The sequence below is a fragment of the Nitrobacter vulgaris genome, assembly GCF_002028545.1.
GTDB classification, from domain to species: domain Bacteria; phylum Pseudomonadota; class Alphaproteobacteria; order Rhizobiales; family Xanthobacteraceae; genus Nitrobacter; species Nitrobacter vulgaris.
Genome location: NZ_MWPQ01000039.1, coordinates 134,005 through 149,999, shown reverse-complemented (window position 1 = coordinate 149,999; position 15,995 = coordinate 134,005). Strand labels below are relative to the sequence as shown.

10 protein-coding genes are annotated in these 15,995 nt (G+C 59.9%); 9 read left to right on the top strand and 1 reads right to left on the bottom strand.

The window, feature by feature from the left end; all coding sequences use genetic code 11:
- Positions 1–14: 14 nt before the first annotated feature.
- From B2M20_RS09185 to B2M20_RS09160, 5 genes are all read left to right on the top strand, one after another.
- A complete protein-coding gene (locus B2M20_RS09185; RefSeq protein ID WP_201789012.1) occupies positions 15–941 on the top strand; it encodes a CbbQ/NirQ/NorQ/GpvN family protein in 927 nt (308 codons plus the stop codon).
- Positions 942–1,031: 90 nt separating this feature from the next.
- On the top strand, positions 1,032–3,392 hold the full coding sequence (locus B2M20_RS09180; RefSeq protein ID WP_079446736.1) for a nitric oxide reductase activation protein NorD: 2,361 nt from the start codon (positions 1,032–1,034) through the stop codon (positions 3,390–3,392).
- Between the two features lie 124 nt (positions 3,393–3,516).
- On the top strand, positions 3,517–4,038 hold the full coding sequence (locus B2M20_RS09175; protein ID WP_244553475.1) for a hypothetical protein: 522 nt from the start codon (positions 3,517–3,519) through the stop codon (positions 4,036–4,038).
- A gap of 5 nt (positions 4,039–4,043) precedes the next feature.
- Positions 4,044–4,871, top strand: a complete 828-nt coding sequence (locus B2M20_RS09170; protein ID WP_079446734.1) for a S1 family peptidase — start codon at positions 4,044–4,046, stop codon at positions 4,869–4,871.
- Positions 4,872–5,889: 1,018 nt separating this feature from the next.
- Positions 5,890–6,129: a hypothetical protein gene (locus tag B2M20_RS09160; RefSeq protein WP_139372872.1), complete on the top strand. Its 240-nt coding sequence runs from the start codon at positions 5,890–5,892 to the stop codon at positions 6,127–6,129.
- Between the two features lie 103 nt (positions 6,130–6,232).
- On the opposite strand, the gene B2M20_RS09155 is transcribed toward B2M20_RS09160, so the two are convergent.
- Positions 6,233–6,415, bottom strand: coding sequence for a hypothetical protein (locus B2M20_RS09155; protein WP_079446731.1), 183 nt, complete (start codon positions 6,413–6,415; stop codon positions 6,233–6,235).
- A gap of 1,119 nt (positions 6,416–7,534) precedes the next feature.
- Here B2M20_RS09155 and drmD point away from each other — a divergent pair.
- Genes drmD through B2M20_RS09135 form a run of 4 tightly spaced genes read left to right on the top strand, consistent with a single transcriptional unit; the run spans position 7,535 to position 15,951 of the window.
- Positions 7,535–10,738 carry a DISARM system SNF2-like helicase DrmD gene (drmD, locus tag B2M20_RS09150; protein ID WP_079446765.1) on the top strand — a complete coding sequence of 1,068 codons (3,204 nt, stop codon included), beginning with the start codon at positions 7,535–7,537 and terminating at the stop codon, positions 10,736–10,738.
- Positions 10,735–14,661, top strand: a complete 3,927-nt coding sequence (locus tag B2M20_RS09145; protein ID WP_244553474.1) for an Eco57I restriction-modification methylase domain-containing protein — start codon at positions 10,735–10,737, stop codon at positions 14,659–14,661. Before drmD ends, B2M20_RS09145 begins: the two co-directional genes overlap by 4 nt.
- Before the next feature lie 41 nt (positions 14,662–14,702).
- Positions 14,703–15,491, top strand: coding sequence for a hypothetical protein (locus B2M20_RS09140; RefSeq protein WP_079446730.1), 789 nt, complete (start codon positions 14,703–14,705; stop codon positions 15,489–15,491).
- Between the two features lie 22 nt (positions 15,492–15,513).
- Entirely contained in the window at positions 15,514–15,951 is a 438-nt protein-coding gene (locus tag B2M20_RS09135) for a hypothetical protein (protein ID WP_079446729.1), read from the top strand.
- Positions 15,952–15,995: the final 44 nt, after the last annotated feature.

The window sequence follows — 15,995 nt, the reverse complement described above, 5'->3', positions numbered from 1 at the left end:
CCAGGAACCCGATCATGCGTGACGATCCCACCAGGCGCGGCTACCTTCCGCGACGAAACCCAGCCTTCCACGTGCCCGCGGATTCCCCTGCGCCGAGCGGCGCGGCCCCTCGCGCCGTGACGGATGCGGCGGCCGGCGCCGCGGCCGGGCTCGACGCCTACCGCGTCGCCAAGGAGCCCTACTACCGCGCGGTAGCCGATGAAATCGAGCTTTATGAAGCCGCCTATTCGGTCCGTATGCCGATGATGCTGAAGGGCCCGACAGGCTGCGGCAAAACGCGCTTCGTTGAATACATGGCGTGGAAGCTCGGCAAGCCGCTGGTTACCGTGGCGTGCAACGAAGACATGACCGCCAGCGACCTTGTCGGCCGCTTTTTGCTCGATGCCAACGGCACCCGCTGGCAGGATGGACCTTTGACCATGGCGGCCCGTTTCGGCGGAATCTGCTATCTCGACGAAGTGGTCGAGGCGCGTCAGGACACCACGGTTGTGATCCACTCTCTGACCGATGCGCGGCGCATTCTGCCGCTCGAGAAAAAGGGCGAGATCGTCGAAGCGCATCCGGATTTCCAGGTCGTCATCTCTTACAACCCCGGCTATCAGTCGCTCATGAAGGATCTGAAGCAGTCGACCAAGCAGCGGTTCGGTGCGCTGGACTTCAGCTACCCTGAGCACGAGGTCGAGGCCGAGATCGTCGTGCACGAGAGCGGCGTCGAGTTGGAAGCGGCAAAAAAGCTGGTCCACATCGCCGAACATGCGCGCAACCTCAAAGGCCATGGGCTGGACGAGGGCATCTCGACTCGCATGCTGATCTACGCGGGCTCGCTGATTTCCCGCGGCGTCGCGCCGCTGGCTGCCTGCCGCGTGGCTTTGGTGCGCCCCATCACCGACGATCCCGATATGCGCAACGCGCTCGATTCCGCGGTGACGACATACTTCTGAGCGTCTCCGACGGCTTGCGGGCGCGAGGTGAGAAAGGAAACGAGAGGTCGGCCGGGCTAGAATTACAAGGGCAGTCCGAACTTACATATCATGGCCATCCACCTAGACGAATTCCAGGAGCTTCTCGACGAACTGCCCGGCCGTGCGCAGGAGTTGTTGCGCGCCTCCTGGAACGAGGCTGCGCGCACCATCAGCCCGCGCGGACTGAATAATTATCTCAAAGGCGCAGTGGCGCTGCATGAGCTTGGTCGCGGCGAAGACCTAGTGGTGAGTTTCATCCAGTCCATGCCGGAGGTCGGGCGTGCCATCGGCGAGGAGGTGCTGCCCGATCTGGTCAACTTCCTGCTGAGCATGGCATCCAAAACCTCGGGGCAGGTATTGGCGCTGATCGCCAGCACCGCGCCGCTCGCAGCGCACAGAGTGGGCGATGCCGAACTATTTCGCCAATACCTCAATGTGCTCGAGATCGTGCTGGCCCAGGCTCCGCGCGGCTTGCGGCCGATGCTGGAAAATCTCGACCGCCTGCTCAGCCAGCTCACGCTGGGTGGCTTGCGCCGCTGGGTGCAATGGGGAGCGCAGGCGTACAAGGCGGACTTCGAAGGGCAGGCGACTTATTTCGGACTGCAGAGCGCCGATGCGATGGCCGTGCTGCAGCAAGAGCGCAAAGGCACGCTGTTCGTCGACATTCAGCGGCGGCTCAACATCTACATGCGTGCGATCTGGGGTCGCGATTTTTTTCTGCGTCCAACCGCCGGTGATTACGAGAGTCGCGAAGGGCTCAAGCCGTATATCGAGCATTATGTAATCCACATCGCAGACGCCTATGACGACTATAAACCCGAGGGCGATGCGACCGCGCCCGAACGGATCGTCAGTGCGCTTGAGGTCTACCGCGCCGCCATCAACCATTGCGCTGCGCATCTTGTATTCACCCAGACGCCGCTTTCGATGCAGCAACTGTTGCCGGTGCAGATGGCGCTGATCGAGCTGTTCGAGGATGCGCGCGTGGAGGAGTTGGCGATTCGCAAATTCCCCGGGATGCGCCAAGCCTGGTTAGCGCTGCATCCGGTGTTTGACTATTCGGCCCAGCCGCAGACCGTGGGGGAGCTGCTTGATCGTCTCGCCCGCGCCTTGCTCGATCTCGACACGACCGACCCGCATCCGTTTGTGCAGCAGGGCGTGGCCGCGTTTCGTGCCCAGTCTGATCTGGACAGCAATCAGGTGAGCTGGAATTTGGGCGTGGATTTATCGCACCACCTGTTCGAACTCGACCTGCCTACCTACAACAAGCTTACGGATGCGCTTAGCGCCATCTACCGTGATGACAATCGCGCCGTCTGGTTTCTGGAGGAATACGACGAGGCGCAGGTGATGGCTGCCACCTGGGAGACCCGCCAGCAGGTGCGCAAAAAAGTCAACGTGATGGAAATGGTCAACGAGGTGGACGTTGAGTTTGCCGGCGACGATGCGCAGGAGGTTTGGGAGCTTCCGACCGAGTTCTATCTCGACCAGGAGAACGTCAGCATCAACTCGCTGGAAGGCCGTCCGCCGGTCTCCGAGCCTTTCCACTATCCCGAGTGGGACTATCAGATCCAGCTCGAGCGTCCAAACTGGGTGACGTTGCTTGAGTACCACCCGGTGATGGGCGAACTGGAGGTGATCGAGGGTATCATCCTAGAGCACAAGCCGGTGATCTCGCGTCTCAAGTTCCTGATCGAGTCGATGGTGCCGCAAGGTATGCAGCGCATTCGTCACGTGGAGGATGGTGACGAGATCGACATCAACGCCGCGGTGCGCGCGATGATCGATATTCGCATCGGCCAGCAGCACGATCCGCGTATCATGATGCGCTACAAGCGAGCGCTGCGCGATCTGGCGGTGCTGGTGCTGCTGGACATGTCCGAGTCGTCAAACGAAAAGGTGCGCGGCCACGACTACACAGTGATGGACCTTACGCGCGCCGCCACGGTATTGCTGGCAGGTGCGCTGGATCGTATCGGTGACCCGTTTGCCATCCATGGGTTTTGCTCTGACGGCCGGCACGATGTGCATTACCACCGCTTCAAGGATTTCGACCAGCCGTATGACGATGTAGTCAAGGCGCGGTTGGCGGGGATGAAAGGACGGCTCTCCACTCGCATGGGCGCAGCGTTGCGTCATGCCGCCCACTACCTGGCGCTGCAGCCCAGAAGCAAACGTGTCATATTCGTCGTCACCGACGGCGAGCCGGCCGACAACGACGTCACCGATCCGAAATACCTGCGCCACGATGCCAAGGCCGCAGTGGAAGAACTCAGCCGTCAAGGTATCACGGTCTATGGTCTGTCGCTCGATCCGCATGCCGACCAATACGTGTCGCGCATTTTTGGCATAAAGAACTTCACCGTTATCGATAAGGCTGAGCGCCTGCCGGAAAAACTGCCCATGCTCTACATGAGCCTGACGCGGTGAGGGTGGGCTGAGGATGAAGATCACCCTGCGAACCTACGTGTTCATGGACGCGCTGCAACCGCAGCTGGCGTCCTATATCGCGACGTCCTCGCAAGGTTTTCTACCGGTGCCTGGCGATGCCTGCATGTGGATCGAGGTCGCCCCCGGCATGGCGGTGCACAATCTTTCGGATATCGCGCTGAAAAAAACCAACGTGCGCATGGGTGAGCAGGTCGTCGAGCGCGCTTTCGGTTCGATGGAGCTCCACTTCCGCAATCAGAGCGAAGTGCTCGCCGCGGGCGAGTTGATCTTACGGCAGCTCAACACCACGATGGATTCTCGGCTGCGCTGCAAGATAGCGTGGAACGAGATCATCCGCGCCATCACGCCCGACCACGCCACGCTGATCAACCGCCAATTGCGCAAGGGCTCGATGATCCTGCCCGGCAAGAGCATGTTCATCCTGGAGGTCGAGCCGGCGGGCTATATCATGTATGCCGCCAATGAGGCCGAGAAGGCCGCGCACATCACCTTGGTAGATGTCAAAGCCTTCGGTTCTTTCGGCCGGTTGACCATGATGGGCAACGAGGCCGAGGCCGAGGAAGCACAGCGCGCCGCAGTGGCCGCGATCGAGCGATTGAACCAGCGCGCCGTAGCGCACGCGTGAGCCCCATGGAAATCGACTCCATAGCAAAGAAGCTGCTGTTTTCCACGGTGCGGGTGGACACCGAACTCGAGGACGGCAGCGCCGGCTCGGGCACGGCCTTCATCCTCAGCCACGCCCACGCTAAGGGCAGTACGCCGTTTATCGTCACCAACCGGCATCTGGTCGAGGGCGTGCGCCGCGGTGGCCTGGTGTTCACCCAGACAAGCGAGGGTAAGCCGGCATTCGGCCAACGCTTTCAGCTCAACATCGACGACTTTCCCGCGGCGTGGTTCGTCCATCCCGACCCCGCGGTCGATCTTGCCATCGTGCCGCTGCGGCCGCTCGAGCGTGCGGCGCGCGATCTCGGCGTGCAGCTATATTATCACGCGATCGACAGCCAGCGCATTCCCGATGCGGCAACGGTGCGGGGCTTCGATGCGCTGGAGGAGGTCCTGTTCGTCGGCTATCCCAGCGGAGTGTGGGATCAGGTCAACCTCGTGCCCATCCTGCGCCGGGGCACCACCGCCACGCCGCTGGAACTCGATTTCGAGGGGCACAAGCAATTCCTGATCGACGCCGCGGTGTATCCCGGATCGAGCGGCAGCCCGGTTTTTGTGGTGCGCGACGATCCACTGCGCCCGCGCGGCGACGCGGCGCGTACGATATGGTTTGCTGGCGTGGTGGCGGAGGTATTCTTCCGAGAAGAGGCCAACCAGCTCGTGCCCGGGCCAGTACCGACGCAGAGCGAGTCCGGGTTCATCGGTGCGGAGATGATCGACCTCGGCTTGGTGATCAAATCCGAATCCGTGCGCGAGCTCATCGACGCATACGTACAGAAATGGCTGTCTGACTGAAACAGTCTACGCGGCGCTCGACAATAATGCAGCGGGAGTCATGCCCGACGCTTGTTCAGCGTGTGTCGACAGTCAATGAACTGGCGTGCACGCTCCCTCGTCCGAATTAACGCGAAAGATCGGTCGAGGGTATGTCAGGGCACTGCTCTTAACTCATCGAATAAGATGGTCCCAGAATGATATCGTCCCAAGACAAACCTAGCTCGACCCGCTTGGCTTCCGCTTTTTTCGCAGCCGCCAGAACCTCACCGTCTTGAGACGATCCTAGCATTCCAAGAATCTTCGAGATCAATTTCAACCGTTCGTTTTTCTGTTGCACAGGCGACTCAGGTCCTCTGCGCCTGAAGCTCCGAGCTTCCCTTTGTCGCGACGCGAGAGCCCATCTCCCATCGAGCCGGACGACTTTGCCCACCGCTTCCAGAGTTCGAAGCGCACGATGAACTGATGCAATCATCGACCTGCTGCGCACCCCGCCGTTGACGACGTGAGCGAGGTCAAGTGTCGAGAGGGTGATGATCAATTTGTCCGATAACGCCTCGAGTATCGCTCGTTGGATCGCGCCAAAGCCCCGGGACATTTGAAATCTCCACTGTCGAGCACCTAAACGTTATTTCGATGCAACGCTTAGAATCAAGAAACAAGCGCCAATCTCGATGAACCACCACGTAACGCCATCACGCTTTTGCGACCCACGCGGACTTCACTTGTAGATGGTGGCGTTACTCACGCCATCCTTGCGGCGATATCCCGGTGATTTGGTCTTCGGTGAACCTGCTGCGCTTCATCTTCGCGTTTCGGTAGTAAGACACGCTAGATTCTCCTTATTAGACGCATTTATTCTAAATGGGCACGGACCCGCGGAGGTTACCCTTATGGCAAAGCTCTATTACTCCGAATATTCCGTCGTTGGCGCATTCGAATCCCCCGCGCAAATGGCGCTTGAACCGTCGATTGCGGTGCGGGTTTTATCGGGTCTGCGGGCTTGTTTTGGGCGGACAACTTCCAGGGCGAAGTTCGTATGACCAATGTGCTTATCCACGGCGGCGGGCGTGGCATGGCGATTTACGCCGACACCGGGACGACGCACATTTCCTTCGAGAACGTCTTCTTCGTTCCATCACCGGATGGGTGGAAGTTTTTCGACTACGACATCAGGGCAACGGGCGGCACGCTGATCGTAGACAAGTGGGTCAACGTTCGCGCCGCGACGATCGTCGACGGCGTCATCGTACCCGGTGCGTCATTGCCGTCCCCGTAACGGGTCGGCTATTTCGACAAAGCAAGGGACCAATACAAGCGGGTACAGGCGAGATGCCGAGTCCAGAAGCGTACAGCGGGCCACCCGGCGATGCTCGGCCCGATCAGGTGCCACCGCTATACTCAGTATCTTGTTGGCCGTGAGGATGTTTCGGGTCGATCATATCTGCCCTTACGGCCTTCCTGATTTCGGCTTTCCTGATTTCGTCCTCGTCGGCCTGCTGGCTCGGATTTTGACTTTGGCTCTGCTGCTGCAGGTCCGGATTTTTCTCGTTCTGATTGGACATAGGGAGCTCCTTTTTTATTGCCCCCACGGCTGAACATATAGTGACAGCCGATGCTCTCTTGCAGAGTCGGGCCACCTTTTTTGTCCCTCGCCAGCTTCCGCTTTTCCCACATTTGGCCTGAGCGCCGCACACCCTATCGCCCGAGCGCGGGGGCTACATCAGGAACTGCGAAAACCCTGTGCGGTTGTAGTTCCTAGACAGGCATGGAGTGCAGGCAACATGGCATCCCCAAATGACAATCCCTCCAGGGGGAAGGACCATATAAGGCGCGTCAACAACACCACGATCGGCTGGGTTATCGGAGGTGTAGTGCTCGTGATGCTACTCAGTCTCTCAGTCTTCACCGGGCGCGGCACGCCACCGAAATCCGGCGAGAATGCGCCGAATAGCCCAACGCAAACGCAACCGCAGAGATGAGCTCGCCTTAGATCAGGCTCCCGATAGAGGCGGCGCGCCTCGAACCGAAGCGCATTCTGGCGGCCCAGCTCCTTCGCCAGGGCCCTTGCTCATCCCGCCTGGGACAGGGCGTAGGCACAAATCTCAGGTCGCGCTCGAGGGACAGCAGGGCGTCAGATTCTACATCGCGAAAATGCGCGAAGGGGATTCGCCGGAATGGCTGGCGGCCGAGCTTTCGGACGGGGTGGTTGGTGATGAGCATGTCTGATCATAGAGCGAACGGATCGAAACACACTGTGCCGGGTTTTGTGCTGGCCGAAATCGCTTCTATTGGCGGCAACCGCGCCATATGCGGGAGTATTTTGCGAAGAATATTGCAGGAAACCTGCATAAAACATTGATTGGCGGGTGAAGCGGAACAGAACTGAGAACCAAGAATTATATTGGAATGTCAATATCTTACGATCCGATCTCAGACGGCAGACACAGGCTCAACGGCAAGCTAGCCTAATAATAGCACTGCAATCCGAAGGCATTTCGCAAGCGCGAATAGCGAAGAAGCTAGGACTCAGTAACCAATCGGTCTTCCGAGTTCTAAAGAAGGCCAGAGAAGCGATCAGCAAGGACTCCTGAGACGATTCCGAAGGGTGAAATCGCCCCGCATTCTGTTAGAAATCGCAGAGGGTTGGAATCTTTGGGGTTGGTGTCTTGGCTGGTGACGAGGTGGTGCGTGGGCTTATCGGTGGGGAACTAGTTCGGCTCAGAGGAAGGGAATGGGTGGTGGAGGGGGTCCCGGATGGGGCCGCGCCGCTGCGAGCATTTGACCTTGCCTGCATTGACGACGATGCACAGGGCGAGGGTTTGCGTGCCATTCTCGAAGCTGAACTCGATCTTAGCCGCGCCGAAGATGACGCCTGGCATCGGATTGGCGAGAGCGGGACGGACGATCCCGAGGTCTTTTCAGCCCACCTGCGCGCCGTAACGTGGCGGTCGGCGACCGCTGCCGACCGTAATCTTTTCCAGGCGCCTTTCCGGGCGGGAATCCGGCTCGATCCGTATCAGCTGCTGCCCCTTGCCAAGGCACTGCGGCTGCCGCGCGTGAACCTCCTCATTGCGGACGATGTTGGCCTTGGCAAGACAGTGGAAGCTGGCCTCGTTCTCAGGGAAATGCTGCTCCGCCGCCGTGTTGATTATGCCGTCGTGTCGAGTCCGGCAGCCATGACGGCCCAATGGCAGGACGAACTGGCGCAAAAGTTCGGCCTCGGCTTCACCATCATCGATCGCGACTACCTGGCTGCGGTCCGCCGCAACTACGGGTTCTCCGCGAATCCTTGGTCAGTGGGGTCGCGCTTCATCATTTCGCACAGCCTGTTGGCGGACGAATCCTATTCCGACGGCCTAGTACAGCTATTTGGCAACTTCCGGCCCCGGGCCATGCTGATCCTCGACGAGGCGCATCATGCGGCTCCCGCCAGCGGCATGGCCTATGCCACCGATAGCCAGTTTACCCGCGCTGTACGAAACCTTGCCGAGCGGTTCGAGCATCGTCTGTTCCTCTCCGCCACACCGCACAACGGGCACTCCAACAGCTTCTCCTCGCTTCTGGAAATCCTCGATCCGCAGCGCTTCACCCGCGGTGTGCCGGTGGAACCCGACGACCTCGAACCTGTGATGGTACGGCGCCTGAAAAGTGACCTCCTGAAACTGGACGTATCAAAGTTCCCGAAGCGCCGGATCGAGCCCGTCGTCCTCTCCAACCTTCCAGCGGAGACGCCGGAGCTGGTGCTGTCGGATTTGTTCGAGGATTACCGGTCGTGGTGTGAGGACGGCCTGCAGGGGACTTCGCTGGCGAAGGCTCGTTTCGTGATGTCCGGATTGCAGCAGCGGCTGCTTTCGTCGATCCCCGCATTTGCCCGAAGTCTGAGAAAGCATCTCGAGACGTTGAAGCGGCATCGGGAGAAGGCCGAGACCGCCGCCTCCGAGGCAGCGGCTTCCCTGATCGCCGACAATCCCGCCGAGTTCGAATTCAGCGAGGGCGCCAGTGAAGATGACCTGTTGAAGGCAGTTCAAGAGCAGGAGGACGAGGTGGCGGAAGCCGCCACCGACGCGATCGCTCCCGACGTCCGGAACTTCGACGAGGCGATCGCGCGCGTTGAAGCGATGCTGGAGATCGCGCGACGCAACGAGCGGAAACCCGACGCGCGCGTCGAGTGGCTCATCGGCTGGATCGAGAAGAACATGATGTCCTTGCCTGGACGGTGGAACGACCGCAGGCTCCTCATCTTCACCGAATGGGAGGATACGAGGCTCTGGCTGGAAAAGCGCCTGAAGGAAGTCTTCGAGGACACCGACCACGGCGAGGAACGCATCGCCACCTTCACTGGCATCACGGGCCAGGATCGGCGCGAGCAGGTGAAATTCGCCTTCAACGCCGATCCGGCCAAGGAACCGCTGCGCGTCCTGCTGTGCACCGATGCCGCACGCGAGGGCATCAATCTGCAGACGCGCTGCTATGACCTCATCCATTTTGACCTGCCTTGGAATCCCTCGCGCCTTGAGCAACGCAACGGCCGCATTGATCGCAAGCTGCAGCCTGCCGAGGTCGTGACCTGCCGCTACTTCGTCTATGCCCAACGTGCCGAGGATCAGGTTCTCGCTGCCCTCGTCCGGAAGACGGAGACGATCCGCAACCAGCTCGGTTCGGCCGGGCAAGTCTTGGGCGACACCATCCACAAGAGGCTCGCGAGCACCGGCATCACCAGGCGTTCGGCCGCCGCCATGGCGCGCGAGATCGAGAAGGACGATGGCAACGCCTTCGTCCACCGCGCGCGGCGCGAGATGGCCGATGAGGAGGAGAAGCGGCTCGGGCGGCTATCTCGCGAACTCGGCGTGCTCGACCGGGAACTGGAGCATGCCCGCGAGCGGGTCGGCATCGAGCCGGATGAACTGCAATCCGTCGTCCGTACCGCGCTTGCGCGGGACGGTGTACCCCTGCCGCCTGCTGCCGACCTGGGTGTCGATGGCGCGTTCCAACTGGACCCGAGCTTGCCGATCTTTGCCAAGGATTCGTCCTGGGGCGACCTGTTCGACGAGTTGCGTGAAGGGCGGCCACCGAAACGGAAGCAGCTTGCCGAGTGGCGGGTCAAGAAGCCCGTCAGGGCGATCACATTCGAGGCACCCGTCCTGCCCGACGGGCGCGATGCCGAGGGCATCGTGCACGTCCATCTGGAGCACCGCCTGGTACGCCGCCTCCTGTCGCGATTTGTTTCCCATGGTTTCCGGGCCGGGCTGAACCGCGCGAGCGTCATCTACGGACCTGGCACCCAGCCCCGTGTCGTGCTCATCGGACGGCTTGCCCTGTTCGGTCCGGCTGCAGCGCGGCTGCACGAGGAAATCCTGCCGGTGACGGCGTTTTGGAGTGAGGCGGCCCGCTCGGATCAGGGACTGAAGGCATTTGGCGCCGCGGGAGAGGAAACCACGCTGGCCGAGTTACAAGAGGCGCTGAGGACCGCGAGCATGCCGCCGCAGGAGATTGTCGGAAAGCTACTCGCAGGCGTTCAGAAGGACCTTGCTGACCTCCGCCCGGCGCTGGTGGATCGTTCCAAGGCGGCTGCCAAAGCGGCGAAGAAGGACTTGGCCGAAATAGCAATCAAGGAATCGGTTGCCCTCCGGAGTTTGCTGGAGGCCCAACGCGACAGGATTCGCAAGGCGGCGGCCGGCAAGGACACCGACCAGTTCGAACTCGACCTGACTGAACCGACCGAGCGACGCCAGCGGGAGGCGGATCGTCGGCACTGGCAGCGCCGCCTCGACACCTTGGAAAAGGAGCTGGTGGAGGAGCCGAAGCGCGTCGCCGACTCCTATGATGTCAGAGCCGAGCGATTGGAGCCGGTTGGTATTGTTTATCTCTGGCCGAGGCTGTCATGAGCGTCATGTTCGACACCCAGGTCGATCCGCAGCTTGAATGGCTCTACCACGTTGGGCCTGTCGGCTTGGTCATCGGCCCGAATGTCATCCGGGAAGAAGGCCTAAACCCGCCGCACCAGACCGCAGTGGATACTCGGACGGTGGCGGAACTCCTGGACGCGGACGGCGATGGACCGGTTCTGACAGATCCCTGGGTCTTCTTCGAACGAATTCTTGGCTGGGAAGCGCGCTATGTGGCCGGGGCGCCTGGTGGGCCGGCACTGCCAACGAAACTCGCTGCCCGGGTCGACGAGCACGACGTGGTCCTGTCGCCCGACTGGGCGGTGCGCGATCTGGGCGGCACCGATCCGGAGCCCTTCCAGGTTCTCGTGAAGCTTCACACCGATCTGGAGGCGGACAAGCGCGGCGCGCTCGACGGCTGGGAGGCGACGCCGCACCAGCAGTTCGAACGACTGCTCCGCGAGACCGGCGTCGCCATTGGCGTGCTGATTGATCGCTCGCATCTGAGGCTCATTTACGCGCCGCGCGGCGAGACTTCCGGCTGGCTATCCTTTCCGCTTCGCAGCCTAGCCACTGTCGCCGGTCGTGCGATGCTCGCAGGCGTGAAGCTGATGCTTGGCCACGCGCGGCTGTTCACCGAGCCGGAGCCGCGCCGCCTGCCGAAATTGTTCGCCCGCTCGCGTGAGGCGCAGAACAAGGTGTCGGCCGAACTCGCCGAGCAGGTGCTGGGTGCGCTGCACGAGTTGCTGCGTGCCTTCCACGCCGCTGACCGCGAGCGCATCGAGCATCTGGCTGCGACGCGACCACATCACCTCTACGAGGGTCTGCTCACCACGCTGATGCGGCTGGTGTTCCTGCTCTATGCCGAGGATCGCGATATGATTCCGACCATGCGCACAGGCGAGGCCGTCGAGATCTACGAGCAGGGTTATTCGGTGCGTGGACTCTATGCCCGGCTAACCGAAGACCGTGCGCTTAATCCCGACACGATGGACGAACGCGTCGGCGGCTGGGGACGGCTGCTGGCGCTGTTCCGGCTGGTACATGGCGGCCATCCGTCCGGCTGGATCACCGCGCGGGGCGGAAAGCTGTTCGACCCGAACGTGTTTCCTCTCCTTGAAGGCCGGGATGAGGGTGACCCGCTGACGGCGGCGAAAGTCCTGCCGATCCGCGACGGTGCGATCCTTCGAATCCTTGAATTGCTGATGACCATCGAGGCACGCGCCATCACCGGCGATCGGGTGCGCGAAAGGCTGTCCTACCGTTCGCTCGATGTTGAGCAGATCGGCTCGGTCTACGAGACGATTATGGGCTTCACGGTGTTGCGCGCGCCCGGCCGGATGATCGCGGTCAAGGGCGAGAAGAACCTGCCCGTTTTCGTCGACATTGACGCCTTGGCTGCGAAGAAGGGCGCAGACCGCCAGAAGCTTCTTAAGGACGTAGGTGTCTCGCCGACGGGAAAACGGCTGGAGGCGATCAAAAGGGCCGAAGGGGCCCAAGAACTGACAGAGGCTTTGGCGGTGATTGCCGAACCGCGCGGTTCGCCGGGCGGCCATGTGACGGTGGTCGGCAGCCCAATCTTGCAGCCGACCGATGATCGCCGACGTTCTGGTAGCCACTACACCCCGCGCTCGCTCACTGAGCCAATCGTGCGCCATGCGCTGGAGGCCGCCTTCGAGCGCATCGGTGTAGAGGCGACGCCGGATCAGGTGCTGGAGATCAAGGTCTGCGATCCGGCCTGTGGCTCCGGCGCCTTCCTCGTCGAGGCCTGCCGTCAGCTCGGCGAGCGATTGGAGAAGGCCTGGGGTCGTCATCCGGACCTGAAGCCAAAGATTCCCGCCGACGAGGACGAGGCGCTGCATGCCCGGCGCCTGGTCGCCCAGCGCTCGCTCTACGGCGTCGACAAAAATCCGCTGGCCGTCGATCTCGCCCGCCTGTCGCTCTGGCTGGCGACGCTGGCGCGCGAGCATGAGTTCACCTTCCTCGACCACGCGATTAAATCAGGCGACAGTCTCGTCGGGCTGACGCGCGCGCAGATCGAGGCGGCGCATTGGGATGAGACAAAGAACAGCGCGCCGCTTTTTCGCGGGTTAGTCCATGATCGCGTCAACGAGGCGACCACCGGACGGCGGGAGATTCAGTTCGCATCCGACGATGTGACCCGCGCCATTCAGGAGGCACGCCACCGCGTTGTCGAGCGTAGATTGGATCAGCCGCGTATGTACGGCGACGCTCTCGTCGCGGCCTTTTTCTCGGCCCAAAGGGCGAAAGCCCGCGAAGAAGCTCGTGTCGAAGTCGCCAAGTTGTTGTCAGGCTCCGGTACCAACGAACGCGAGGATCGTCTCGCTGCGGTCGCTGCCACGTTACGGCACGGCGAGCATCCGATACGGCCGTTCCACTGGGAGCTAGAATTCCCGGAAGTGTTTTCGCGCGACAATTCGGGGTTTGATGCGATGGTGGGGAATCCCCCCTTCTTGGGGGGCAAACGAATCTCCACAGAGTTGGGCGACAAGTACCCCGAGTGGCTTTCATTTACTCACAGCGAAACCAACAAAAATACGGACCTTGTTGGCCAATTCTTCCTTAGATCATTCGATCTCCTTCGTCATGAAGGTGCTCTTGGCCTGATTGCAACCAGTACAATTCAGCAGGGCGATACGAGAGAGGGAAGCATTTCAGTAATATTGAGAAATGGAGGCCGTATATTTCGAGCAATCCGGCGGAAGAGATGGCCTGGCGACGCTGCTGTAATTGTCTCTGAACTTAATATAATTAAAGGATCGGAACGGCAGGCGTTTCTTGATGGCAAGCCAGTTCATCGTGTCTCTGCCTATTTGGTCAGCGGAGATTATGATTCTTCACCACACCAGATTTCCGCAAATGATGGTCGGTCGTTCATTGGCTCGATTCTATTGGGCATGGGGTTCACGTTTGACGATTCAAATCCAGATCGTGGCCAGTCATCGTCCATAGCTGATCTTGAGAGAATGACCTCAGCGCGACCGATCCTTTCGACCAGAATACATCCCTACCTTGGTGGCGAGGAGGTGAACACTGATCCCAGGCAGGCTTCACATAGATTCGCATTCGACCTTAGCGATCTTTCTGAAGAGGATGCGCTCCTCGAATATCCTGAGCTGATGGAAATCGCGCGGGAGAAAGTCAAACCAGTTCGGGATCAATTGAAGCGGGGCGTATATAGGGACAAATGGTGGCGCTTCGGAGAACCACAGTTTGCTTTATATGAAGCGGCGCGAAAATCAGAATATGTCTTGGGTATATCTCGCGTCACAGCACACGTTGCCTTTGCCTTTCTGCCATCGGAAACAATATTCGCTGATACCGTCGTTGTGATAACAAACCCAAGTCAGCAAATGTTCTCTGTGCTGCAGTCACGTCTCCATGAAAACTGGGCGAGATATTTTTCATCTACGCTTGGACAGACACTTCGATATGGCCCCACAGACTGTTTTCGTACTTTCCCATTCCCGGTTGGCTACACCAACGACGAAGCACTTGGTCTCGCTGGACAGGCCTACCACGACTTCCGCGCTCAGTTCATGGTCGCCCGCAACGAGGGGATGACTAAGACCTACAACCGCTTCCACGACGCAAACGGGACGTCGACCGGCATCGTGCGCCTGCGCGAACTCCATGCCGACATGGATCGAGCTGTGCTGCGCGCCTATGGTTGGGACGACCTCGCCGACCGCGCTCAACCGCAATTCCTGACCGAGGAAACCGAGGACGATCACACCTATCAGGGCCGGCTCTTTTGGCCGTCCGACGTCCGCGACGAGGTGCTCGCCCGCCTCCTCAAGCTCAACGCCGAGCGCCACGAGGATGAGGTTCAACTGGGATTGGCAAAGGCGGGAAGTATCAGGGCAAGCGAGGAGGACGAGTTGGAGGATGCAGCGGAGTAGTGAATGTCATTGATGCACGTGTATTCATAATCGAGAATTGAATGGCTGCCCCAGATCCCAAGCGTCAGAAGCTGGCTTTTGTTGTTATAGATCGTCTTTTCATGGATGCTTCCAATGTATGGGTGATCCATTACTCATGCGAAAGCTTTTACGATCGAACCGACGGAAAGTCGCCGCGCATCACCTCAATAGCGATCCGAAAGCTGAATTCGGGGCAGACCATTTCCTTCTCAATTCACCAGATCGGCGAGCTAGAGAGTGTTCCGCTGGATCGGATCATCAGCCAATATGACGCGCTCGAATCCAAGATGCTGCAAGCATATTTTCAGCACATAAGCAGCCACCAAGGCATGAAGTATCTGCATTGGAACATGCGCGATATCAATTATGGATTCGCGGCCATCGAACATCGTTTCAAGGTACTGGGCGGGACGCCATTCGTCATCCAGGACGAGAATAAGTTTGACCTGGCGCGTTTGCTGATCGACATCTACGGAGTGGCATATACAGGACATCCGCGCTTAGAAACCCTACTTGAGAAGAACAACATCCAACCTCGGGACTTCCTTACTGGCGCGGGAGAAGCGGAAGCATTCGAGAAGCAGAATTACGTCGGCTTACACCAGTCAACGTTGAGAAAAGTCGATGTGATCGCTAACATCGCCGGGCGAGCTCATGATCGATCCTTGAAAACGAACACGTCGCGGTGGGAGATGCACGGCGGTCGCATTCGCACTGCAATAAATTGGATGGCAGAAAATCGCACTTTTCAACTTTCTGCGGGGGTGGCCAGCATCATTGGCGTGGGCTTGGCAATCTACGTGCTCTGACTGAGCACAGCTTGGGGGAGCGATGCTAAAGACGATTCGCGAGGCGAAGGTCGGCAAGGCGACGGTGCGTCTCGTGCAGACGCCGAACGGCTATAGCGGCTTGGTATTGCTTGATGGAAGGCGGCAGGCTCTCGAGGAAGGCGACGACGCAGATGATGTGTGGCGTCGGATTCATGATGCGGCGGCAGGGCTGAACCCGCGTTTCTTCGGCTACGACGGTGCCCAATCCCGGTTTCTGCATTTCTTTCCGCAGGGATTTGAAGATGGGGACTACACCGGCCATGAGCGTGCTTACAAGTTGAAGGCAAAGGAGAAGCTTGACGAAACTGCGCCCCTTCCGGAAGTAGCCAGAGGACATGGGTTTGGAGAAGCGATTTTCTCGGCCTACCGGGCTACAAATCTCTTATCGCCCTTCGAGAAGACGCGACTTCAGTCGCTGCTCAGGGGGGCCGGATGCTGACGAATTCATCCAGGCAGCAGCAGCATTCGCCAACGGCGATATCA

Bases quoted from the DNA above. Each gene is read 5' to 3' on its own strand.
- B2M20_RS09185 (WP_201789012.1), top strand. From the start codon at position 15: ATGCGTGACGATCCCACCAGGCGCGGCTACCTTCCGCGACGAAACCCA.
- B2M20_RS09180 (WP_079446736.1), top strand. From the start codon at position 1,032: ATGGCCATCCACCTAGACGAATTCCAGGAGCTTCTCGACGAACTGCCC.
- B2M20_RS09175 (WP_244553475.1), top strand. From the start codon at position 3,517: ATGTGGATCGAGGTCGCCCCCGGCATGGCGGTGCACAATCTTTCGGAT.
- B2M20_RS09170 (WP_079446734.1), top strand. From the start codon at position 4,044: ATGGAAATCGACTCCATAGCAAAGAAGCTGCTGTTTTCCACGGTGCGG.
- B2M20_RS09160 (WP_139372872.1), top strand. From the start codon at position 5,890: ATGACCAATGTGCTTATCCACGGCGGCGGGCGTGGCATGGCGATTTAC.
- B2M20_RS09155 (WP_079446731.1), bottom strand. From the start codon at position 6,415: ATGTCCAATCAGAACGAGAAAAATCCGGACCTGCAGCAGCAGAGCCAA.
- B2M20_RS09145 (WP_244553474.1), top strand. From the start codon at position 10,735: ATGAGCGTCATGTTCGACACCCAGGTCGATCCGCAGCTTGAATGGCTC.
- B2M20_RS09140 (WP_079446730.1), top strand. From the start codon at position 14,703: ATGGCTGCCCCAGATCCCAAGCGTCAGAAGCTGGCTTTTGTTGTTATA.
- B2M20_RS09135 (WP_079446729.1), top strand. From the start codon at position 15,514: ATGCTAAAGACGATTCGCGAGGCGAAGGTCGGCAAGGCGACGGTGCGT.